Annotated in this window: 22 protein-coding genes and 1 tRNA gene; 14 read left to right on the top strand and 9 right to left on the bottom strand. The window is 70.9% G+C overall.

The window, feature by feature from the left end; translation table 11 throughout:
* Window positions 1–54 precede the first annotated feature (54 nt).
* Window positions 55–714, top strand: coding sequence for a response regulator transcription factor (locus ACIBF5_RS13180; protein ID WP_396811173.1), 660 nt, complete (start codon window positions 55–57; stop codon window positions 712–714).
* A 101-nt stretch (window positions 715–815) separates the two neighbouring features.
* Window positions 816–2,261 carry a sensor histidine kinase gene (locus ACIBF5_RS13175; protein WP_396811171.1) on the top strand — a complete coding sequence of 482 codons (1,446 nt, stop codon included), beginning with the start codon at window positions 816–818 and terminating at the stop codon, window positions 2,259–2,261.
* Window positions 2,262–2,272: 11 nt separating this feature from the next.
* Here the strand turns inward: ACIBF5_RS13175 and ACIBF5_RS13170 are convergent, their stop codons facing one another.
* Both ACIBF5_RS13170 and ACIBF5_RS13165 read right to left on the bottom strand, forming a co-directional pair.
* Window positions 2,273–4,393 carry a tetratricopeptide repeat protein gene (locus ACIBF5_RS13170; RefSeq protein WP_396811169.1) on the bottom strand — a complete coding sequence of 707 codons (2,121 nt, stop codon included), beginning with the start codon at window positions 4,391–4,393 and terminating at the stop codon, window positions 2,273–2,275.
* 58 nt (window positions 4,394–4,451) lie between these two features.
* A complete protein-coding gene (locus tag ACIBF5_RS13165) occupies window positions 4,452–4,928 on the bottom strand; it encodes a MarR family winged helix-turn-helix transcriptional regulator (RefSeq protein ID WP_396811167.1) in 477 nt (158 codons plus the stop codon).
* A 46-nt stretch (window positions 4,929–4,974) separates the two neighbouring features.
* On the opposite strand from ACIBF5_RS13165, the gene ACIBF5_RS13160 reads away from it, so the two are divergent.
* Both ACIBF5_RS13160 and ACIBF5_RS13155 read left to right on the top strand, forming a co-directional pair.
* Window positions 4,975–5,496 (top strand): VOC family protein, encoded by a 522-nt coding sequence (locus ACIBF5_RS13160; protein WP_396811165.1) that lies wholly within the window; start codon window positions 4,975–4,977, stop codon window positions 5,494–5,496.
* A gap of 92 nt (window positions 5,497–5,588) precedes the next feature.
* Window positions 5,589–6,542, top strand: a complete 954-nt coding sequence (locus ACIBF5_RS13155) for a hypothetical protein (RefSeq protein WP_396811163.1) — start codon at window positions 5,589–5,591, stop codon at window positions 6,540–6,542.
* Between the two features lie 92 nt (window positions 6,543–6,634).
* On the opposite strand, the gene ACIBF5_RS13150 is transcribed toward ACIBF5_RS13155, so the two are convergent.
* The 4 genes from ACIBF5_RS13150 to ACIBF5_RS13135 all read right to left on the bottom strand — a co-directional run bounded on the left by ACIBF5_RS13150 (window position 6,635) and on the right by ACIBF5_RS13135 (window position 9,161).
* On the bottom strand, window positions 6,635–6,814 hold the full coding sequence (locus ACIBF5_RS13150) for a DUF4236 domain-containing protein (RefSeq protein ID WP_121159317.1): 180 nt from the start codon (window positions 6,812–6,814) through the stop codon (window positions 6,635–6,637).
* Window positions 6,815–6,981: 167 nt separating this feature from the next.
* Window positions 6,982–7,437, bottom strand: coding sequence for an RrF2 family transcriptional regulator (locus tag ACIBF5_RS13145; protein ID WP_396811161.1), 456 nt, complete (start codon window positions 7,435–7,437; stop codon window positions 6,982–6,984).
* A gap of 85 nt (window positions 7,438–7,522) precedes the next feature.
* Window positions 7,523–8,563 (bottom strand): helix-turn-helix transcriptional regulator, encoded by a 1,041-nt coding sequence (locus tag ACIBF5_RS13140; RefSeq protein ID WP_396811159.1) that lies wholly within the window; start codon window positions 8,561–8,563, stop codon window positions 7,523–7,525.
* A 148-nt stretch (window positions 8,564–8,711) separates the two neighbouring features.
* Window positions 8,712–9,161 carry a hemerythrin domain-containing protein gene (locus ACIBF5_RS13135; protein WP_396811157.1) on the bottom strand — a complete coding sequence of 150 codons (450 nt, stop codon included), beginning with the start codon at window positions 9,159–9,161 and terminating at the stop codon, window positions 8,712–8,714.
* 359 nt (window positions 9,162–9,520) lie between these two features.
* Here ACIBF5_RS13135 and ACIBF5_RS13130 point away from each other — a divergent pair, with 359 nt between their 5' ends.
* Window positions 9,521–10,297 carry a glucose 1-dehydrogenase gene (locus ACIBF5_RS13130; RefSeq protein ID WP_396811155.1) on the top strand — a complete coding sequence of 259 codons (777 nt, stop codon included), beginning with the start codon at window positions 9,521–9,523 and terminating at the stop codon, window positions 10,295–10,297.
* A 132-nt stretch (window positions 10,298–10,429) separates the two neighbouring features.
* Here the strand turns inward: ACIBF5_RS13130 and ACIBF5_RS13125 are convergent, their stop codons facing one another.
* Window positions 10,430–10,861, bottom strand: coding sequence for an SsgA family sporulation/cell division regulator (locus ACIBF5_RS13125; protein WP_121159322.1), 432 nt, complete (start codon window positions 10,859–10,861; stop codon window positions 10,430–10,432).
* Between the two features lie 304 nt (window positions 10,862–11,165).
* On the opposite strand from ACIBF5_RS13125, the gene ACIBF5_RS13120 reads away from it, so the two are divergent.
* The 6 genes from ACIBF5_RS13120 (at window position 11,166) to ACIBF5_RS13095 (ending at window position 15,999) form a co-directional block, all read left to right on the top strand.
* Entirely contained in the window at window positions 11,166–11,726 is a 561-nt protein-coding gene (locus tag ACIBF5_RS13120) for a TIGR02611 family protein (protein WP_396811153.1), read from the top strand.
* A gap of 86 nt (window positions 11,727–11,812) precedes the next feature.
* A tRNA-Val gene (locus ACIBF5_RS13115) sits at window positions 11,813–11,887 on the top strand.
* 345 nt (window positions 11,888–12,232) lie between these two features.
* Window positions 12,233–12,607 carry a hypothetical protein gene (locus tag ACIBF5_RS13110; protein WP_396811151.1) on the top strand — a complete coding sequence of 125 codons (375 nt, stop codon included), beginning with the start codon at window positions 12,233–12,235 and terminating at the stop codon, window positions 12,605–12,607.
* Between the two features lie 141 nt (window positions 12,608–12,748).
* Window positions 12,749–13,216, top strand: coding sequence for a DUF5709 domain-containing protein (locus ACIBF5_RS13105; RefSeq protein ID WP_396811149.1), 468 nt, complete (start codon window positions 12,749–12,751; stop codon window positions 13,214–13,216).
* Window positions 13,217–13,411: 195 nt separating this feature from the next.
* Entirely contained in the window at window positions 13,412–13,960 is a 549-nt protein-coding gene (locus tag ACIBF5_RS13100; RefSeq protein WP_396811147.1) for a copper resistance protein CopC, read from the top strand.
* Window positions 13,957–15,999 carry a cytochrome c oxidase assembly protein gene (locus tag ACIBF5_RS13095; RefSeq protein ID WP_396811145.1) on the top strand — a complete coding sequence of 681 codons (2,043 nt, stop codon included), beginning with the start codon at window positions 13,957–13,959 and terminating at the stop codon, window positions 15,997–15,999. The genes ACIBF5_RS13100 and ACIBF5_RS13095 overlap by 4 nt, the downstream gene beginning before the upstream one ends.
* Window positions 16,000–16,081: 82 nt before the next feature.
* Here ACIBF5_RS13095 and ACIBF5_RS13090 read toward each other — a convergent pair whose 3' ends face one another.
* The gene (locus ACIBF5_RS13090) at window positions 16,082–16,849 is read right to left on the bottom strand and encodes a zf-HC2 domain-containing protein (protein ID WP_396811143.1); all 768 of its coding nucleotides are present in this window, start codon (window positions 16,847–16,849) and stop codon (window positions 16,082–16,084) included.
* A 160-nt stretch (window positions 16,850–17,009) separates the two neighbouring features.
* On the opposite strand from ACIBF5_RS13090, the gene ACIBF5_RS13085 reads away from it, so the two are divergent.
* Window positions 17,010–17,594 (top strand): sigma-70 family RNA polymerase sigma factor, encoded by a 585-nt coding sequence (locus ACIBF5_RS13085; protein ID WP_396811141.1) that lies wholly within the window; start codon window positions 17,010–17,012, stop codon window positions 17,592–17,594.
* A gap of 171 nt (window positions 17,595–17,765) precedes the next feature.
* Complete coding sequence (locus tag ACIBF5_RS13080; protein ID WP_396811139.1) at window positions 17,766–19,367, top strand: flavin monoamine oxidase family protein; 1,602 nt, start codon at window positions 17,766–17,768, stop codon at window positions 19,365–19,367.
* A 125-nt stretch (window positions 19,368–19,492) separates the two neighbouring features.
* Here the strand turns inward: ACIBF5_RS13080 and ACIBF5_RS13075 are convergent, their stop codons facing one another.
* Complete coding sequence (locus ACIBF5_RS13075; protein WP_396811137.1) at window positions 19,493–20,170, bottom strand: GntR family transcriptional regulator; 678 nt, start codon at window positions 20,168–20,170, stop codon at window positions 19,493–19,495.
* A gap of 155 nt (window positions 20,171–20,325) precedes the next feature.
* On the opposite strand from ACIBF5_RS13075, the gene ACIBF5_RS13070 reads away from it, so the two are divergent.
* A complete protein-coding gene (locus ACIBF5_RS13070) occupies window positions 20,326–21,381 on the top strand; it encodes a sugar ABC transporter substrate-binding protein (RefSeq protein ID WP_396811135.1) in 1,056 nt (351 codons plus the stop codon).
* The last annotated feature ends 65 nt before the right edge of the window (window positions 21,382–21,446 follow it).

Below are 21,446 nucleotides of genomic sequence, written 5' to 3'. Positions count from 1 at the left end.
GCGGGAGCTGAGAAGTGGTGTTGGACGCGCCGGTGACGGTGGCACCCTTGGCGGGTGCGGTTGCTGGTGGTGGAGGACGAGGCGCGGCTCGCCGCCGCCCTGCAACGGGGTCTGCAGGCGGAGGGTTTCGCGGTCGACATCGCCGGTGACGGGGTCACCGGTCTCGACCTCGCCCGCCACGGTGGGTACGACGCCATGATCCTGGACGTGATGCTGCCCGGGCTCTCCGGCTACCGGGTGGTGCGCCAGCTACGGGCCGAGGAGCAGTGGCTGCCGGTGCTGATGCTCTCGGCCAAGGACGGCGAGTACGACCAGGCCGACGGACTGGACTGCGGGGCGGACGACTACCTGACCAAACCCTTCTCGTACGTGGTGCTGCTGGCCCGGCTCCGGGCGCTGCTGCGTCGTGGCGCGCCTCAGCGTCCGGCGGTGCTCACCGCCGGGGACCTCAGCCTCGATCCGGCCCGACGGCGGGTGACCCGGGCCGGCGCGGAGGTCGAACTGACCGCCCGTGAGTACGGGGTGCTGGAGTATCTGCTGCGCCGGGCCGGGGAGGTGGTCTCCAAGACGGAACTGCTCGACCACGTCTGGGATGCCAGCCTGGAGACCGCCCCGAACGCGGTCGAGGTGTACGTCGGTTATCTCCGCCGCAAGATCGGTCGGGACCGCCTCCAGACGATCCGTGGCGCCGGCTACCGCCTCACCAACACATGAGCCTCCGCCAACTCCTGCCCCCTCGGTTAGGAAGGGCCCCTTCCTCTACCGAAAGCGATAAGAAGGGGCCCTTCCTTACCCTGAGCCTGCGGGCGCGGCTGATGGTGATCGGGGTGGCGGGGCTGGCGGCCGGGTTGGCCGTCGGCGGAGTGCTGCTGGTCGTGGCGCTCGGCTACGCGCTGGAGCGCACCGTCGACACCGAGGCGTTCAAGACCGCCGACGCGGTCGCCATGCTGGTCACCGAGAACGCCCTGCCGAACCCGCTGCCGGTGGCCGGGGCGGAGGTACGCGTGCAGGTGGTCGACGCGCGTTCGCGGATCACCGCCGCCAGCATCAATGCCGACCGGCTGGTGCCGATGCTCGACCGCGACCAGATCACCCGTATCCGGGACCGGTCCGGGATCTACATTCCGGGACGTCAGCTCGGGGTGAGCGGCCCGGTACGCGTGGTCGCGGTGCCCGCCGGCCCACCCGGTGACCCGCAGACCGTACTCGTGGCCAAGTCGATGACCGACGTCACGCACAGCCTGAAGGTGGTGCGTACCGTCCTGACGATCGGGTTCCCACTGCTGTTGGTCCTGCTGGCGGTGGTCGCCTGGCGGGTGATCGGCGCGACCCTGCGGCCGGTGGAGGCGCTGCGGGCCGGGGCCGAGGAGATCACCGGTGGTGCCCGGCCGGGGCAGCTTCCGGTACCCGCGTCCCGCGACGAGATCCACCGGTTGGCGGTCACGCTCAACGGGATGCTGGACCGGCTGGAGGCGGCCCGGGTCCGACAGCGCGCTTTCGTCGCCGACGCCGCGCACGAGCTGCGCAGCCCGTTGGCGAACATGCGTACCCAGTTGGAGGTGGCGCAGCACCTCGGCGACCGTACCGACTGGGCGGGGGTCGCCGACGACCTGCTGGCCGACACCAACCGGTTGAGCCGCCTGGTCGACGACCTGTTGCTGCTGGCCAGGGCCGACGACGGGATCCCCCGGCCGCGACGGGCGAGTGGGCCGGTGGAACTGGTGGAGTTGCTGACCGGGGTGGCGCAGCGGTATCCGTCTCCGCCGGTGCGGGTCACCCCCACCGACGTACCGGCGTGGACCGAGGGGGAACCGGACGCGCTGAGCCGGGTGGTGGCCAACCTGCTCGACAACGCCGTACGGCATGCGGCCGGCGAGGTGGTGCTGACCGTGGCGGCGTCGGACCGCTCCGACCCGGGCTTCCACCGGGTGACCGTCACCGACGACGGTCCGGGTATCCCGGAGAGCGACCGGGAGCGGGTCTTCGACCGGTTCACCCGGTTGGACGACGCACGGACCCGGGATGCCGGCGGAGCCGGGCTGGGCCTGGCCATCGTCCGTGAGCTGGTACGCCGCCTCGGCGGTACGGTCCGGCTCGGGCCGGCCGATGTCGGTGTCGGTGTCGACCACACCGCCCCTCACCTCGGCCCCGCACCCGCCCCGGCCCCCGCACCCGCCCCGGCCCCCGCACCCGCCCCGGCTCCCGCCCCCGGTCTACGGGTCGAGGTACGGCTACCGGCCGTGCGACCGCCGGTTGGCTGAACAGCGGGCCCTCAGCTTGCCCCGGTTCGTTTGGTGCAGACCGGTTCGCTCCGTCCCACCAGGTCCACCGAGTAGACGACGGCCACCGTGAAGCAGTAGTCGGTGTTCCGATTCAGCGAGTAGACGATGAAGCTGTCGGTGCCCGGCGGGAGTTCGTGGATGGCCCGGGGGTCCTGCCCGGTCCGCCCGGCCGAGATCACCACCGGACCCTCCGCGCCCGGCGGATAGGTCCAGCTGAGGCTGACACTGTCCCGGCTGTCCCGCAGGGTGAGTCCGCTGGGCGGCGCCCCGGGGGTGACCGGCGGCGTGGCGACCGCGCCGGCCGGTGCGCTCTGTTGCGGCGTCGTGCCCGGGCTCGGTCCGTTCGGGGTCGGTTGACCCGGTCCACTCGGGCCCGGGTCGGAGTCGCTGGTCAGCGCGAAACCGGCGACCACGGCAACCGTGCCGAGCAGCACCACGACCAGGCCGGCGAGGATCACCGGGAGGGTCCGCCGCAGCGGCCGGCGCGGCGGTTGGTAGATCCGGACCGGCAGTTTCGCCTGTTGCCGTCGTTCCGGCAGGTGGCGGGTGCCGGTTGCGCCCCCCGTACCGGGGGTGCGGAACCCGTCGTCGCCGGGTTCGGTCGCCATGCTCGGTACGGCGGGCGGCAGCGGGGAACCGCCACCGGGGAGCAGCGGGGAACCGCCACCGGGGACCGAGTGGTCCCAGCCGCCACCGGCCGGGGCACGATCCCAACCGCTGCCGGCCGGCGCGTGGTTCCAGTCCGTGCCCGAGGGCTCGTGGGCCCAGGAGTCGTTGTCCCGTTCGGTCGACTGGTCGGTGCGCCAGCCCGATTGGCCGCTCGCCGTCCAACCGTTGCGGTCGTCGGCGAGATCGTCGCCCGGATCGGGTTCGGTCCGGTCGGGGGGCCACCACCGGCTGTCATGCTCGACCGCGCTCTCGTCGGACGCGGGGTAGACGGCGTCGGCCGGCGAGGCGCCGGGGCCGAACGGGCCGTGGTCCACCGGCGAGCGGGGCGGAGGCACCCTGGGCGTTGGCATTCGTGCTGGTGGCGGGGGGTCGGGCGGACCGACGCCCGGGGGTGTTGCCGCAGCCGGATAGCGCTCGCTGGCTGCTGCCACCGACGGGTAGTTCTCGGTGGTCGACGGGTAACCGCCCACGGGTGTGGTGGACGACTCGGCGGCGGGTGGATAGGCCGCATACGAGGTGGCGGGGGTCGGGTAGTCGTGCTGTGGTGCGACGTGGGCGCCGGTCGGGGCGGTGCGGTCGTCCGGGGTGGGGTAGGCGTCGGTAGGCGTCGGGTAGCCGTCCGGGGCGGGGTAGGCGTCGGCGGGCGTCGGGTAGCCGTCCGGCCCGGGGAAGTGGTCGGTAGCGGTGGACGGTGCGGGGTCGAGGTGGCCGGCCGGCGTCTGGTCCGGCTCGGTGGACTCCCCGTCGGCGCAACTGTGGTCCGGGTTCGCCGCCGCGCGGGCAAGTGCCGCCACCTGCACGGCGAGCGGGTGGTCGGCGGGAAGGTGTTCGCGGCACAGTTCGCGGGCGAGGGCCAGGTGTTCGTGTGCCTCGGCGAAGTGCCCGCAGTCGCGCTGCATCGAGCCGAGTCGGGCGAGCATCCGGATGCCGCTGAGGTGGCCGTCGCCGTACACCTCGCGGTGCAGCTCCCAGGCGTCCTCCAGCCGGTTGCGCGCGAGTTGGCACTCACCCTGGGCGTACTCCACTGTGGCCAGGTCGGCGTGGGCGGCGAGGACCCGTAGTGACTCGGGACCGTCGGTGGCGGTCAGCTCGATGATGACGTCGCGGTAGAGCCGGGCGGCCCGTTCGTGGCTGCCGACCCGGTGCAGTACGGCGGCGAGGGTCGCCGCGCTGGCGACCGTACGCTGGTCAGACGGGCCGTGGAGCCGGGTGGCGGCGGCGTACGCGAACGCGGCCCAACCCCGGGCGGAGTGGGGTTCGCCGAGTGCGACCAGCACCCTGGCCTGTAGCCCGGCTGCCTCGGTCAGTTCCGGTGAGGCGTGTGCCGGTCTGGGATCGGCGCTGTTGAGGGCGGCGCTGAGGAGTTCCTGCGCGCCGGCCAGGTCGCCGGCGGCCACGAGCTGTTGCGCCTGGGGGGTGAGATCGCCGAAGCCGGGAGACACGTCCCATCGTGCTGGTCCAGCAACGTTCAGTACAAGAGGTGGATGGGGGGCAGTTTGGTCATGATGCTGGACGTTTCGGGTCGAGATGGTCGACCAATGCTTCGCTGATTCGCCGCAGTTGGTCGATCTGCGCTGGGCTGAGCGGGTCGAACAGATGCCGGCGTACTCCCTCGACGTGTCCGGGCGCGGCGGCGGCCAGTTCCGCGAAGCCTTCGTCGGTCAGGACGGCGAGCTGGCCTCGGCGGTCGGTGGGACAGTCCTCGCGCCGGACCCAGCCGAACTGTTCAAGGCGCCCGATGGCGTGTGAGAGCCGGCTGCGCGAGGAGCCCACCCGCTCGGCCAGTTCGCTCATCCGTAGCCGTCGGTCGGGGGCTTCGGAGAGGTGGGCCAGGATCACGTAGTAGGCGTGCGGCATGCCGGCGTCCTGTTGCAGCTCCCGGTCGAGCGTTTCCATCAGCGCCTGGCTGGCGGCGAGGAAGGTCCGCCAGGTGCGCTGTTCCTCGGGATCGAGCCAGCGGGTCATGAGGTAGAGCATAACTCCGATGGTTGAACGTTCAACTATCTCGCGCTACCGTGGGCACATGGGTATCCACCGCCTCAACCACGCCGTACTCTTCGTCAGCGATCTGGCCCGCAGCGTTGCCTTCTACCGCGACGTGCTCGGCTTCCAGCCCGTCCCGATGACGCCGGACAACTTCTCCGGAGCCGTGTTCCTCCAGGCCCCGGGCTCCACCAACGACCACGACCTGGGCCTGTTCGAGATCGGCGGCAACGCCGGACCGTCCGGCGCCGGGCGCACCACGGTCGGCCTCTACCACCTCGCCTGGGAGGTCGACACCCTCGACGAGCTGTCGGCGACCGCCGCCCGGCTCGCCGAGGCTGGTGCGCTCGCGGGCAGTTCCGACCACGGCACCACCAAGAGCCTCTACGCCCACGACCCGGACGGGCTGGAGTTCGAGGTGGTCTGGCTGGTCCCCGCCGACCGGCTCGACGACGCGGCGCTCGCCGCGCGCAAGCGGATCGGCCGGCTCGACCTCGCCCGGGAGAAGCAGCGGTACGGCGGGCAGACACGCGGCGGAGTGGGCATCTCCGTACCGGCCTGACGGGGCGGGCGTACGAAGCCGACCGGTGAACCCGGCCGGCGCGGGGCGGGGCGGATGTGACACCGCCTCGATCGGCACGGTACAACGACAGCATGGATCCCGACCCGATCACCGATGTCCTGCGTGACCTGCTCGTTTCCGGGGTCGCCGAGTGGGCCCCCGGCGCGATGTCCGCCCCCGGGCGCCGCGCCACCCTGGTGTACGCGTACCCGGGGGGAGACAGCGCGACGGTCGAGGCGGCGCTGCGGGTCTTCTCCGGTCCCGGCCAGCCGAGGCGGGGACAGCGGTTGACCGTCGTGGTGCTCGCCGCGCAACCGGGCGACCTGGGTGGTCGGCTCGGTGCCGGTCAGGCCGAGCTGCCGGCGGAGATGAACGTGTACGTCGTACCCGGTGGATTCGACCGGCTGCCGGTGGCGCTCAAGGCGGCCGGTGCCGCCGGGGCGCCACTGTTGGCGGTGCTGGACGCGAGCCGGGGACCAGCACCGGACCGGGCGGCGGTCGCGGCGGTCACCGCGGGGCGACCGGCCGAGGTGCTGATGGTGCTCGGTGGTCCGGCGCGGACTGAGATGGACCACCGCGAGGTGCTCTCGGACGCCGGGTTTTCCCTGGTCGGGGACGTCGAGTTGATCGGTACGCCGGATATCCCGCCTCGGCTGCTGGTCTTCGGTACGTCCTCCGGCAAGCGACTGGAGGCATTCAAGGACGGGCTCTGGGCCGTCGGCGGCGACTCGCGGGTCCGTTACCGGGATCCCCATGTGCCCGGAGAGCCACTGCCGTTGACGCCGAGTCCGGACCCGCAGCCGCTGGGACGACGTCTACTGGCCCGGCTCGGGACTGTGGGCCGGTCTTCGGTGAGCGAGTTGCGCCAGTTCACCGCCGGGCAGACGGTCTACCGGGCGGGAGACGCGAACCGGGCCCTGCTCGACCTGCTCGGCTCAGGACTGGTACGCCGTGACCCGGTCGACGGCCGGCTCGGCGGCGACGTCGTGATCGAGTTGGTGTCACCGCCGGTCACGCCTCCCGGGTCGGCCGCCCTGGTCGGCTGACCGTCCGTAGGACCGGGGCGGCTCCGAGGTGGAGCGGACATATAGAGCGGGGTGCCCGACCCGCTGGCCGGCACCCCGCTCGGGTCGTTCGGTCAGTGTCGCGCCTTGTCCTGCTTCCATGACAGCGGGCCGGGCAGGTCGACGCGGTGCGCGCGGGCCCGGGAGTTCCACGACCAGCGGCCGATCTTGATGCTCCAAGAGGAGAAGCCGTTTTCGGTGAAGTTGAGGATCAGCGGACCGAACTTCTTGCGCTTCCGGAACATCAGGCCCATGGCCGTGCTCCCTTCGTAGGTGCGTGGATGTCGGGGGACAGGTCCAGGGTTCCCTGCTCGCTCCCGGGCCAAACCTGGCCGGTCCTCTTGCGACGGTCCTGAACGCAGCCGGCCGACGGGCGCCCGACGGGCCGGCTACCGACCTGATCGGCACCCCGACCGTTGGTTCAGCGTGGTTGCCACGCGTCGGGCCGGGTGGTCAGCTTCCGTACGTGGGCCGGCATTCGTCCGCTGACCAGTTCGGCCAGGCTCACCTCGTCGACCACGTCACGAACCGCTGCCCGGACCGCGATCCAGAGCCGGGGCAGGTTCTCGGCGGCACCTTCGTACTGGGTCTCCTCGGGGCGCAGTCCCCGTACGCCCGCGAGTGGCCCGTCGACGGCTCGCAGGATCGCGCCGACGCTGACCTCCCGGGGCGGGCTCGCCAGGGTGTAGCCGCCCTCCGCGCCGCGCTGTGCCCGTACGATGCCGGCGCGACGCAGGTCCGCTAGGACTGCTTCGAGAAACTTGCGTGGCATGTCCTGCTGTTGGGCGATGGCCTGGGCCGACATCAGCGACGGGTACGCCGAGGCGAGGCTCAGCGCCGCCCGGACCGCGTAGTCGCCGCGCGCGGATATTTGCACCACACCATCATGCCCGTTCGCCGCCCCTCCCTCTGGGACAGGCTCGCGGCCAGTAACCAGCGTCTGGATGGAGGCGGGGCGGGCGCTATCCGGGAACCGAGGCGTGCGGTGGCGCACCGAGCAGGAGCTGCGGCCCGACCGGACGTTGTCCCGGCACCCGTGGCGTGACCGTGGGCCGGTCGGGACCGCTGGTCCCGTTGCCAGCCGTCTCGGGGAGTTCCGACCCGTCGCCGACGTGAACCATGGTCCGGCCCAGCCCGGTCCGGAAGGCGCCTGGACTCTGACCCACCTCACGCTGGAAGAAGCGGCCGAAGTTGGTCGGTTCGGGAAAGCCGAGCCGCCGCCCGATCTCGGCGATCGGTTCGTCGGTCGCCGCGAGCAGTCGCCGTGCCTGCAAGGCCACCCGGTCGTCGACCAGCTGTTTCGCGCTACGGCCGGTCTCGGCGAGGCAGGCGCGGGTCAGGGTACGCACCGAGCAGCCCAACCGGGCGGCGTAGTCCTCCACCCGCCGGGTGTCCTGGAAGTGCGCCTCGATCTCCCGGCACAGCCGCTGGTACGTGCCGTTCTCCGCGGTAGCCGACGGGTCCGCGTCCTCCGCTGCCGGTGCGACCGGCGACGCGGGCGTCCCGCTGGGAAGCAGGGCGAGTCGGAGCAGGAGCACGGCGAGCTGGTGGCGCAGCAGGTCGACGGCGAGCTGGCCGCCCCGGTGGCGTTGACAGTCCACCACCAGTTGGCTCACCTCATTGATCACCGCATCCTGGTCCTCGCCGGCCAGTTGCCAGTGGGTGGGTCCGAGCGGCAGGCTGCCGGGGGTGAGTCGGTCGAGGGTGTCGTCGGACCAGCAGACGACCGCCGCGTCCCATCCGCCCGGTGCGCCGGTACGGACAAGCTGGCCCGGTCGGGCCAGGATCAGTGTCCCCGGTCGGCACTGGTACGGCTGGAAGTCGACCTCGTAGCTGCCGTGCCCGACGGTCACCAGGAGCAGAAGATGGTGGTCGAGCAGCGCGGGCCGTCTCGGTCCGGACTCGGTCGACAACTCACGCAGGGTCGAAGTGCCGATGCGCGCCCATCGTGGTGTGAGGGCGGACCCGGCCGTGGGCTGGGAAGTCTGACCGAAACGGACCATCCGCCTGACGGTAGCCGCAGCTCAGGCCCCGCGCATCCGAGCGCGCCGACGCGTGTCCGATTGATTTCAGACAGTGACCGGATGGGACCAGTAGTTGGACTGCCGGCCATCGCGGTCGTGCCGAAGTGGTTCTGTGGCCGCGTCGTGGTCAGTGACCCGGCGTGCGGTCGTCGATGCCGTACACCCGTAGTTCGTCGACCCGGTGGTCGTCGAAGGCCGCGCCGGCCCGTTCCAGCATCTTCGGGTCGTCGTCGATCGCGAACTCCGGCAGCACCTCGGTCTCCTCCGTCTGGATGTGCTGGGCGACGGCTTCGCTGAATTCGCGTAGTGCCCCGTCGAACCGGTCGCTGCTCGGGTCGCTCGCGCGCAGTGCCTCAAGCCGTTCCTCGGCGGTAGCCAGATCTGGCATCTGGTCGGCGGCCCGGTCGTCCCCGGCCAGCAGCGGATAGACCTGTTCGGCGGCGCGCCGGTGGGCGGCCAGCCGGGCGCGGACCTCCTCCACCACGGCTACCCGGTCGACGGCGGGATCCCGAAGCTGGTGGAGGAGTTTCTCCAGGACCCGGTGGTCCTGCTGGATCAGGCTAACCGCGTCGTTCATCGCGTCATCCTCCTGGAGAGCCGAGCATCCGCTGGGTACCCGGCGTCGAGGCGCGTCAAACGGCACCCGTCCCGTCCCGTCCCGCCCCGCCGGTCGGCGAGGTCCGTCGACGCTTGTGGTCGACGCCCCGGTCGCCCGGTCCGGGGCCGTCCTTGCTGGACCAGAGCATGGTCAACGCCCGACGTTGGCGCGGGGCGACGGCGGGGGAGCGGACACCGCCGGGGACCAGCCGGACCCGAGGGACGGGCGGGTCCGAAGGGTTGCCCCGGCGGTGGCACCGCGACTAAGTTTCCGAACGGTATCGGATGAGTTAGCGATGTCACAATAGTGACAAACGACGATTCCCGGGAGAGGTGCGCATGCCGGGGCTCTTCTCGGTCGAGGGCAAGACGGTGCTGGTCACCGGCGGCTCGCGGGGGATCGGGTTGATGATCGCCCAGGGCTTCGTCGAGGCGGGCGCGTCGGTGATCATCTCTTCTCGTCGCGCCGACGTCTGTGACGAGGTGGCGCGGAGGCTCTCCGAATTCGGCACCTGTGAGTCGATCCCCGCCGACCTCTCCAGCGCCGAGGGCGCCGACCGGCTCGCCGAGCTGGTGTCGGCTCGGGTGCCCGCGCTGGACGTGCTGGTGAACAACGCCGGAGCCACCTGGGGTGCGCCGCTGGAGGCGTACCCGGAGAGCGCTTTCGACAAGCTCTGGGCGGTGAACGTCAAGGCGGTGTTCCGCCTCACCACGGCACTGCTGCCCGCGCTGCGCGGTTCGGCGAGTCTCGCCGACCCGGGCCGCGTGATCAACATTGGGTCGATCGACGGCATCCGGGTGCCCTCGATGGAGGTCTACGCCTACGCGGCGACCAAGGCGGCGGTGCACATGCTGACCCGGAGCCTGGCCCACCAACTGGCCCCGGAACACATCACCGTCAACGCGATCGCGCCCGGTCCGTTCGAGAGCAAGATGATGGCTTTCGCGTTGAATGACCCGAACACCCGGGCGGCCATCGAACACCAGGTGCCGCTCGGCCGGATCGGTCGACCAGAGGATATGGCCGGGGCGGCGATCTACCTGGCCTCCCGCGCCGGCGCGTACCTGACCGGTGCGGTTATTCCGGTCGACGGTGGCATGACGACCCACGGCTGACCGATCGGCACGATCCAGGCGACAACGTCGCATGCCCTGCAACCTCACCCCGGGCCGTACGTGCCGGGTCAGGGTAGGCCGACGCCGCGCGGACTCGGCAGGTCCGCGCGGCGCCGCTGTTGTCCCTGCCGTTCAGCGACCGGCGAGCAGCCGGTTGACCGCGGCATCGACGTCCAGGTGTTCGCTCTCCCTACCCCGGGGCACGACCACGTAGGTCCGCCGCAGGAACCTGACCAGGACGCTCCGGGGCACCTCGAACAGTGCGTTCCCGTCTGGTGAGGAAAGGGCGAGCGCGACGAAGTCTCCGCGCGGTGTGGCCCAGGGCCACACCCGGACATCGCCGATTCCGGCGGGCTCGTCGAGCCCGGTGACGAGTAGCTCTCGGGCGAAGGACCAACTGACCGCTTCGCCGCCGGCAGATTCGGCATGAAACAGGACATGGACCGCGTACGGGTCGGCTGGGTCGTAGCGCAGACTGGCGCGCACCGGCAGCGCGGTGGCATCAGGTGCGACGAGCCTTAACGACGTCTCGACCTCGACTGTCGTCGGTCGGATGACACTCATGGACGTTCTCCCCCCGGCACCGCTGCGGGGCGTACGTGCCCCGCTTTTCCCATCCTCAGGCGATGAACCTGGTTACGCTCCGCCATACGCTGATCTCACCCAGTAGTGGGAAGAGGGTCCCCAAACGCCGCTCAAAATCGAAAATTTAGGTAGGATGTCCAGTTCTACCCAGGTCCCTGATTCCACCCGGCGCCGGATGGTTCACACGTCGACTCACTCCGGTAACGTCCAGTCGTCCTGTTGAGTGACGGGCCGGGGCGACACTGAGGGTCGAAATGGTCCTCAAATGCTCCTGAATGGAGCAATGACCAACGGTGACGGCGACCGCGGTGCGCCCGATGCTGGGGGGTCGACACCCGTGATCGAGGAGCGGAGGTACCAAGTGTCCGACGACGAGCGCGTCACCTACGAGAGCGGGTCGAAGCCCGCCGAGGGCGACTCCCTGGTGGCGGAGCGAGAGTCGGAGCCGAGGAGTCTTCGGCAGCGGGTGCAGACCGCCCTGGAGATTATCCGGGCCAACCCGACCGGCCGGATCGCGCTCAAGATCATCGTGGCGGTGGTCGGCGCGGTGGTGGTGCTGGTCGGTCTGGCGCTCATCCCGTTGCCCGGTCCCGGCTGGCTGCTGGTGATCGCGGGCCTCGGAGTCTGGGCGATCGAATACCACTGGGCCCGACGCCTGCTCACCTTCACCCGGCGCAACGTGCATGCCTGGACCCGCTGGGCGACCCGGCAGTCCTGGCCCGTACGGCTCCTACTCGGGGCGGTCGGCCTGGTCTTCGTCAGCGTGGTTGTCTGGCTCTCGCTGAAGTTCAGCCTCGGTATCGACCTGGTCGCCAACGCACTCCACTACCTCGCGACCCACTGAGACCCAGTCGGCGCCCCCGCTCGCTGGGGTGGCCACCCCCGAAGATGCGGGGGGCCGACCGGATCAGGTAGAGTCATGCGCGCTGAGGGCGATTAGCTCAGCGGGAGAGCGCTTCGTTCACACCGAAGAGGTCACTGGTTCGATCCCAGTATCGCCCACCACTAAGAGGGTATGTCCTGTCGAAGGACATACCCTCTTGTTGTTGTCGGGTGCCCGTTCGACGGATTCGTGGCTCCACCATTCAGCCCTGCTTTTTCCGTTGAGTCCGGTGTGACCCGAATGGTCCCTACAAGCTGGTCGATCAGGTTGCTATGACCGGCGTAACCCCATTCATCCCCGGTTCGTTGAGCGCGAAGAAGCGTGACAGCGGAGATGAAGCGGGACAGCGCGAAGAAGCGGGGCGGTGGCAGTCCGGACGCGGGTGCCGGTCGACCCACCCAACGGGTGAACTCCCGGCCCCCGAGCGGACGCGCCCGGCGACCTGGTCCATGTCCATACTGGATCGCATGGACGAGGAACCGGGGACGCTCGGTGATGACCTGAGGGTCGTCGGCAGCCTGGCCCTCCTCGGCTTCTGCTTCGGACTCGTGATGGCCACGGTCGTGGACGTCATGAACTGGCCTGGACTCGGATTCGTCTGCGCCAACGCCGTGGCCGGTGGGCTGGGCGCGATCGTCCTGCGTGGCTACCGGCTCCGTGCCGTGCTCGCCTTCGGCGTGACCATGCTTCCCTGCCTCGCGCTCGGCCACCTGGTCGTCGGAGATCGACTACCGGATCCGTGGCGCGACTTCCTGCCGGCGGCCGTCGCCATCGCACTCGGAAGCCACGTGGCCGCGGTCGCCGTGCACCGGAGGCGACTCAGGAGACCGGTCGTTTCGTGACCCCTGGCGACCACCACCACCGTCATCACCGGTGGTGGTGACTGACGTACCGGTCGGTCGCGAACCCGGCACTCGGGCGAGGAGGTGGCTAGGCTCGCCAACGGCGGCACCCGCCAGCCATGAGCAGCGAGGAGGCGCGACATGACCACCCCTGACGGATCGGCCGAGACGGACGTCTGGTTCCCCCACGACGAGGGCCAACTGTCGGCGGAGGACACGCTGGAGGACCGAGGGCTCGACGACGCGCTCGACGAGGGCTACTCCCCGCCGGAGAACTATCGGGGCTCGACCGCCTTCGGTGTGACCGCCGAGGAGGCGAGCATTGGTGAGTCGCTCGACCAGCGGCTCACCCAGGAGGTTCCGGAGCAGGCGACGCCGTGGGACGGCCCGGTGCTCCGTACCGACCTCGACGAGGACGCGCTCTCCCGCGAGGCCGACGAGTTCCTGGATGCCAACGAGGTCGGGGATCTGCGGGCCGGGCGCCTGGTCGCCCCGGACGAGGGGTTCGGGCCTGACGTCGACGGTGAGTCGATCGGCAGCGATGTCGGAATCGACGGTGGCGGCGCGTCGGCCGAGGAGGCCGCGATGCACATCGTCGAGTTCCCCTGACGGAGCCTGACCGACCCGACCGACCCGACCGACCTGACCGGTCCGAGCGGTTCGACCGACGGGCCGGTGCCGGTGTGACGTGCCCCGCACCGGCTCGTGGGAACTCCAGATCACGTCCGCACGACCACCTACCGGGTTCCGGAACAGGCGGAAGTGAGGTCGGTGCTCGTGCGGGGTGGACGGATCGTGGCGCGGATGACGGTGCCGGCGGTCGCCGGGATCGCCGTACTCCTGGCTGGTGTGCCGGCCGCCGCGCCGGCCTGGGCGCATTCCCGGCTGCTCGGCACCGACCCGGCCGACGGCGCGACCGTGACCAGGCAGGTCGCGGCGGTCCGGCTGACCTTCGACGAACTCGTCCGGGCCGACCTCAGCACCGTCGTGGTCGAGGGCGCGGACCAGCGTCGTTACGGTGACGGGCCGGTCCGGGTGGTGGACCACGAGATGAGCCAGCCGGTGCACCCGCTGCGTTCCGGTGACTACCGGGTCGCCTGGCGGGCGATCTCCGCCGACGGACATCCGGTGCAGGGCGAGTTCCGGTTCACCGTGGCGCTGCCACCCGGGCAGGAACCGGCGGAGCCGGTCCAGCCCGCACAGCCGGCCGAAGCGGACCGGGCCGATGCGACCGCGACCACACCGGCCGGTCCGGACGGACGCTGGTGGTGCGCGGGGGGAGCGGTCGCCCTGGTCGTCGCCGCCGCCGGCCTGATCCGGGTACGGCACCGCCGAGCGGTCCGGGCCCGATGAGCGGCCCAGGTGAACCGGGGACCGCCGCCGCTCCCGGCTCCGCCGTCCCCGCCGTCGGCGGTGGGCGGCGCTGGTGGTTGCCGGTCGCCGTCGGGGTGGCGGCGCTGGCCGTGCTGCTGCTGACTCTCCGGCTCGGCGGTGCGGTGGAGAGCACCGCGATCGCCGGACTGCCCGACCCCGGCCCGGTCACCCGCTGGGGGCTGCCCGTGGTACGGCTGGTCCTGGACGGGTTCGCCACGGTCACCGTCGGTCTGCTGCTCACGGCCGCCTTCCTGCTCCCCGGTGACCGCAGCAGTGTGTCACCGCGCGGTTACCTCCTGCTCCGTTGGGCGACCGGCTGTGCGCTCGGCTGGGCACTCTCGGCGATCGCCATGCTGGTGCTGACCGTCTCCGACCTGCTCGGACAGCCGATCCCCGAACTGCGTTCCGCCACCGTCCTCAGTTTCGCCACCTCGATCAGCCAGGGACGGGCGCTGGCCTTGCAGGCGGGGCTGGCGCTGCTGCTCGCCGTACTGTCCCGGGCCGGGGTTTCCCGGACACTGGCCGCGACCACGGCCGTACTGGGGCTGGTGGCGGTGCTGCCACCGGCGTTCACCGGGCACGCGGCCGGCGCCGGCAACCATCAACTGGCGGTGACCAGCCTGGCCCTGCACGTACTGGCCGCCACCGTCTGGCTCGGCGGCCTGGTTGGGCTCCTTCTCGTACGGAACGTGCGGTTGCTGTCCGACGCGGCGGCGCGGTACAGCCGGCTCGCCTTGGCCTGCTTCGTCCTGGTGACGGTGAGCGGGCTGACCAACGCCTGGGTACGCCTGGGGGAGTGGAACCAGCTCTGGCACTCCGGCTACGGCGCCCTGCTGCTCGGAAAGATCGCCGCGTTGCTGCTCCTGGGCGGGATCGGTGCCCTCCACCGGGCCCGTACGCTGCCGGCCCTTCGGGCCGGAAGGGCGGGCGCGTTCGTCCGGCTGGCAGCCGGGGAGGTGGCCGTCTTCGCGGCCACGTTCGGTCTGGCCGTGGCGCTGTCCCGGAGCCCGACCCCGGTTCCGGTCGACCCGGTCGAGCCCGATCCGCTGGTCGAACTGCTCGGCTTCGCACTGCCACCGGCGCCGACAGCGGCTCGGATGCTCGGCGACGTACTGCCGGACATGTTCTTCCTGACCCTGACCGGGTTCGGGATCGCCGCGTACGTGACCGGCGTGTATCGACTGCGCCGCGCGGGGCACCGGTGGCCGTGGTCGCGGACCGCGAGCTGGCTGGCCGGGTTGCTGCTGCTCGCCGCGATCACCAACCTCGGCGTCGCCCGGTACGCGTACCTGCTCTTCAGTGTGCACATGGTCCAGCACATGGTGCTCTCCATGGCGGTGCCGATCCTGCTCGTCGGCGGGGCACCGGTCACGCTTGCCCTGCGGGCGCTGCGCCGACCCGCCGATCCCGAGGTGCGGGGCGCCCGGGAGTGGTTGCTGATCCTGATCCACAGCCGGGTGACGCGGGTGCTGACCCATCCGCTGGTCGCCCTCGGCATCTATGTCGCCAGCCTGTACGGGCTCTACTTCAGCGGGCTGCTCGGCACCCTGATGCGTTACCACCTGGGGCACCTGGCGATGCTCACCCACTTCGTGCTCGCGGGTTACCTGCTCTTCTGGGTGCTGATCGGGGTGGACCCCGGGCGGCGGCGGCTGCCCCAGCCGCTGCTCGTCGTGATCCACTTCGCGGCGATGATCTTCCACGCCTTCCTCGGTGTGATCCTGATGCAGTCGACCACGGTCATCGCCCCGGACTGGTACAGCGCCGTACACCCGGACTGGGCCGGCACGCTCCTCGCCGACCAGCATCTCGGCGCCGGCATAGCCTGGGCGTTCGGTGAGGTGCCGGCCGTGATCGTGATGATCCTGCTGGTCCGTCAGTGGATCCGGGCGGACGAGCGGGAGCAGGCCCGGCTCGACCGCGCCGCCGACCGGGCGCGGGCGAGCGGCGAGGAGGACGAGCTCGCCCGCTACAACGCCTTCCTGGCCGAGGCGGCCCGACACGACCCGAGCCGGTAACGCGAGCCGTTATCGCCGGTAGCGCGAGCCGTTAGGAAGGGGCCCTTCCTCTACCGAAAACGATAAGAAGGGGCCCTTCCTTTCAGGCGGCGCGGTGGGTGTTGTGGCGGGCGTGCGCGGGGCGGGCACCGGGGTGGGAGCGGACCAGGCGCAGTGGTGGCATCGGGGCTGCTTCCTCGGCGTCGAAGCTGGCCCGCCATCGGGACGGGCCGGAATCGTGCTGTCGGGGCGGCTCGCCGGGGTCGAGCGCGGGCCGGGTCAGGGCGAGGATGATCAGGTAGCCGGCCACGATGAAACCGTGGCTGAGGATCCGGCTCACGTCCACCCGGCCGACGATCATGTCGTTCGCGGAGAGCAGGGTGAGTACGGCGACGAAGGCGGTGAGGGTGGGCAGGATCCCGACCGGCCGAGTACGCCGCAGCGCGATCCAACCGAAGCCGGCGCCGATAGCCACGTTCCAGGCGGCCGACTCGTGCCAGAGGTGGTTGGGCGGGACCGTCGTCCCGGTCAGGTCGTGCAGGTGCTGGGTGCCCGCGATGCCGGCGATCTGTGCCGCTCCGAGTACGAACTGCACCGCCCCGAGCACCCCCAACAGGACGCGCAGCGTGATCGCCAGACGTAGCCGGCCGGGGCCGGGCGCCGCCGCGAGCAGCCGCTCGTCGAGTTCGACCTCGGCGCCGACCACGCTGGTCCGGGCGAGCCGGGTCACCGAGGCGGCGGCATCCATCCACGAGCGGCATTCCGCGCATTCGCCGAGATGTCGCTCCACGACGTGCCGCTCGGCCGGATCATCCTCGCCGTCCAGCCACGCCGAGAGCGACTCCCGGTACTGTTCGCACCCCACACTCATATTGTCGGTCCCCGGCTCTGTCGAGTTCCCGTGAAGGCGTCGAGTTTCCCTGCGGACGCTGCCGCGCCATCGAGACGCCGCTGCCGATGGGGATGAGGACGCCGCTTTCCGTGGTGATGCCGCAACCCTAATCGGGGGCCCGGCAGGTTAACCTTCCCACATGCCTGCGACCGGGTCCGAGGACGACGAGATCACCCGCTGGGCGTTGGCCGCGAAGGCCGGCGACCGGACCGCGGCCGGTGCGTTCATCAGGGCCACCCAGCGTGACGTGCACCGATTCGTCAGTCACCTGGCCGGGGCGCAGGAGGCGGAAGACCTGACCCAGGAAACCTATCTGCGGGCGATGCGGGCACTGCCCCGGTTCGCGGCCCGGTCGTCCGCGCGGACGTGGCTGCTGGCGATCGCGCGTCGGGTCGCGGCGGACCACATCCGCGCGCTGGTCCGTCGTCCGCGCACCACCGAGCTTGCCGACTGGCAGGGCGCCGTCGACGCGACCAGGGCCGGACAGGGTGGCGGGTTCGAGGAGGGCGTCCTGCTCGACCACTTGTTGCGTACGTTGCCCCGGGATCGACGTGAGGCGTTTGTCGCGACCCAGGTGGCGGGGCTGAGTTACGCCGAGGCGGCGCTGGTCTGCGACTGCCCGGTGGGCACCATCCGGTCACGGGTGGCGAGGGCGCGGGCGGACCTCGTCGTCGCGATGCGGGAGCAGGGCGGCCCGGAGGGTCAGCTCCGGGTGATCGGCTGACCCGACGGCCCCTCGGGTTGCCGGGCGGGTGCGGTGTGGGCGCCAGCTTCCATCGAAGATCAACGAAATCGCTCCGCAACATCATTTCGCTTCGGCGGTAACAGTCCGCGCCGAGACTCGGCGTCCCACGGATCTTCGACAGGGGGACGTATGAGCCACCACACGCAACCCGTGAACCATCCTGCGCGACCCGCGATCGACCGGCGCGGTTTTCTGCGTGCCGTCGGTGCCAGCGGTGGCGCCGGCGCGATGCTCGCCACCATGGGCGCGCTCGGACTCGCACCGACCGCCGCGTCCGCCGCACCGGCGTTTCGCGCACCGGCGCGATCCGACTTCACCCTGACCGGCCGGTCCGGTGCCCGGGTGGTCATCCTCGGCGGCGGTGTCGCCGGCCTCGCCACCGCGTACGAACTGGGCAAGGCCGGGTACGACTGCACGATCCTGGAGGCGCGCGGGGTCGCCGGCGGGCGGAACCTGACCATCCGGGGCGGCAGCGTCGAGACGGACCTGGACGGGCGGACGCAGAAGGCGAGGTTCTCCGACGGGACCTATTTCAACGCGGGGCCCGGTCGGTTGGCACAGTGGATGGTCACCCTGGACTACTGCCGCGAACTCGGGGTGCCGATCGAGGTCTTCACCAACGCCAACGCCGACGCCCGGATCTACAACGAGTCCACCGGTATGGCCTCCGCCCAGCGTTACCGCACCGCCAAGGCCGACGTGTACGGCTACGTCTCCGAACTGCTCGCCAAGGCGACCGACCAGGGGGCGTTGGACGCCCAACTCACCGCCGAGGACAAGCAGCGCCTGCTGTCGTTCCTACAGAACTTCGGGGCGATCGGTGGACGTACCAGCGGTTGGGCGTACACCGGGACGAACCGGCGGGGGTACGCCGCCTACCCGGGTGCCGGCAACGACGGGGGCACCCCGCTCGGCGCCCCGCCACCGCTGTCGGACGTCTTCGCCAGCAACGTCGGGCGTTACTTCTCCTTCGAACTCGGCTACGACCAGGCGATGCTGATGTTCCAGCCGGTCGGTGGGATGGACGCGATTCCGCGCGCCCTCACCCGGGCGGTCGGCGGTCGCCGGGTGCGGCTCGGCGCGGAGGTCACCGGGGTGACCAATCGGGGCCGCGAGGTCGAGGTGACCTACCGCCAGGGTCGGCACGAGAAGTCGATCCGGGCTGACTACTGCGTGGCCACGCTGCCGCCGCACCTGATGGCCCGGGTGCCGCACAATCTCGGTACCAACGTGACCGCCGCCCTGGGCAGCTTCCCGGTCACCGCCTCCGGCAAGATCGGACTGGAGTACCGCAGCCGCTGGTGGGAGACGGACGAGCGGATCTACGGCGGCATCACCGAGACCGACCTCGACCTCGCCCACATCTGGTACCCGTCGTACGGCTTCCACGGTAGGCGGGGCCTGATCGTCGGTTACTACAACACCGGCGCGAACGCCCGTACGTACAGCGCGCTCACGCCGGCCGAGCGCGAGGCGCGGGCGGTCGCCCAGGGGGTGAAGATCCACGGGGAGAAGTACCGGACCGAGTTGGCCACCTCCTTCTCCCACGCCTGGGACCGGACGCGTTACCTGGAAGGGGCCTGGACCTCGCCGCCGCACGGCACGGCCGGGTACAACCTGCTGTTGCAGCCGGCGGGGCGGGTCTACTTCGCTGGCGACTGGCTGAGCCACGAGACCGCCTGGCAGCACGGGGCGTTCGTCTCCGCCCGGTCGGTGGTGACCGCCTTGCACCAGCGGGTGATGTCGAGCTGACCGCTGCGGGCGCGGGCAGGGGAACCCCGGCCCGGCGGCGACCAGGCTCAGGCCAGGTCGCTGCCGGGCCCGCTCCGGATGGGCTTCCGTCGCGGCGTACGCGGCATCGGGGTTCACCGGCGGCGTCAGTCGAAGGCGGGTAGGTGGCGTTCCCGGGCCCGGTCCAGGTGTTCCCGCATCGCCGCCTCCGCCTCGTCCGGCTCGTGTGCGGCGATCGCGTCGGCGATCCGCTGGTGCTCGGTGCTGGTGGTGCCGGTCTGTGCGTACGGGAAGTAGCGGCGGTGCAGGTGCAGGTGGGCGTGGAGCCGGGCGATGCCGTCGGAGAGCAGCGGGTTGCCGGCGGCGCCTGCGATCAGGTCATGGAACCGGGCGTCGAGGGTGGTGAACGCGGCGTGCCAGCGCCAGCCCTCCGGGTCGCCCTCGTCGGTGTCGACCGTGGTGGCGGCCTCGGCGCTGATCTGGGTGCGGAGTTCGTCGCTGGCACGTTCGGCGGCCCAGCGGGCGGCGGCGGTCTCCAACAGTGACCGCATCTCGAACATGTGGGTGAACTCGGCCCGGGTCAGCAGTGGGCTCACCGTGTAGCCGACCAGTGGGCGTTTGCGTACCAGCCCGTCGGCCTCCAGGCGGGCCAGCGCCTCGCGGATCGGGGTGGGGCTGACCGCCAGGTCGCGGGCGAGCGCGTCGATGTTGATCCGGTCGCCGGGGCTGAGTGTGTGTTCGAGTACGAGCACCTTGAGCGTCTCGTACACGTCTTCGCCGAGGGTGGACCGGCGTAGCGGACGGACCGGCTGCTGGTTGACCATCCGTCTCCTTCTGAGGTTGTCGCCGTGGTCCTCGAACACGCCTTGATAACGACGTCATGTTTCTTCGAGGTTAAGCCTTGACGCCGACAAGAGTGATCGACTAAACATCCATGATACATCCTATAGGATCGACGATATGCGGGAAAGGTGCGGTCATGAATCGGAGCCCGTTGATTCGGCTCGGCGCCGCGGCTGCCATCCTGGCGCTGGGCACGCTGGCCACCGCCGGATGCACCAAGAAGAGTGACAACGAGGCGGCCGGCGCGACCACGCGGGCCGCCGACCAGGTGAAGATCGCCCTCGTGCCGGGCGGTGCGCACCCGTACTTCCAGCCGTGGAAGGACGCGGCCACGAAGGCCAAGGCCGACCTCGGCCTGGCCGACGTCACGTTCAACGAGACCTCCGGCTGGGACCAGACCAAGCAGAACGACGTCCTCAAGGCGCTGGCGGCGCAGGGCTACAACGCGTTCGGCATCTTCGGGGTCGCCCCGGAGAACATCAACTCCACCTTCGAGGACCTCAAGGGCCAGGGCTTCCCCGTCGCCTCGCTCGCCTCGTGCCCGGCCGGTGACGTCAACAAGGCGGACTTCTGCCTCTCCACCGACGTCGAACTCGCCGCGTACAAGGCCGGTCAGGCCGCCGTCGAGGCAATGGGCGGCCAGGGCAACCTGGTCCACCTCACCGGCAACAAGGTCGACTCCAACACCCAGCGCCGGATCGCCGGGGTGCAGAAGGCGGTCGACGAGACCGGCGGCAAGGTCAAGCTGCTCCAGACCGTGACCGACGTGGACAAGGACCTACAGAGCGCGCAGAAGGCGGTCGCCGACCTGCTCGCCGCGAAGGGCAACCAGATCCAGGGGATCGTCAACACCGCGTACAACCCGGCCGTCGCCGCCGCCGAGGGAGTCAAGCAGGCCAAGCTCCCGATCAAGGTGATCGCGATCGACGACGACCAGACCATCCTCGCCGGCATCCGGGACGGCTCGGTCGCCGGCACCGTCCTGCAGAACCCGGTCGGGCAGGCGTCCGTCGGGTCGTACGCGCTGACCAAGCTCGCCGGTGGCTGCACGGTCACCAAGCCCGGAGTGGTCGTCGACTCCGGCTCCTTCGTGGTCACCAAGGCCAACGTCGACAACTACGAGACCGACCGGCAGGCCAAGACCGACGAACTCAAGAAGGCCTTCGACGGCCAGTACCTGAACTGCCAGTAGTCCCGCCCGGCCGGTCAGCGGACCCCCGCTGACCGGCCCACGGCCGACCGCACCCCCTCGTACCG

The sequence above is a fragment of the Micromonospora sp. NPDC050417 genome (assembly GCF_044458865.1).
Classification (GTDB): domain Bacteria; phylum Actinomycetota; class Actinomycetes; order Mycobacteriales; family Micromonosporaceae; genus Micromonospora_G.
The sequence above is the reverse complement of the archived record's forward strand: the minus strand, read 5'-3'. Positions and strand labels throughout refer to the sequence as shown.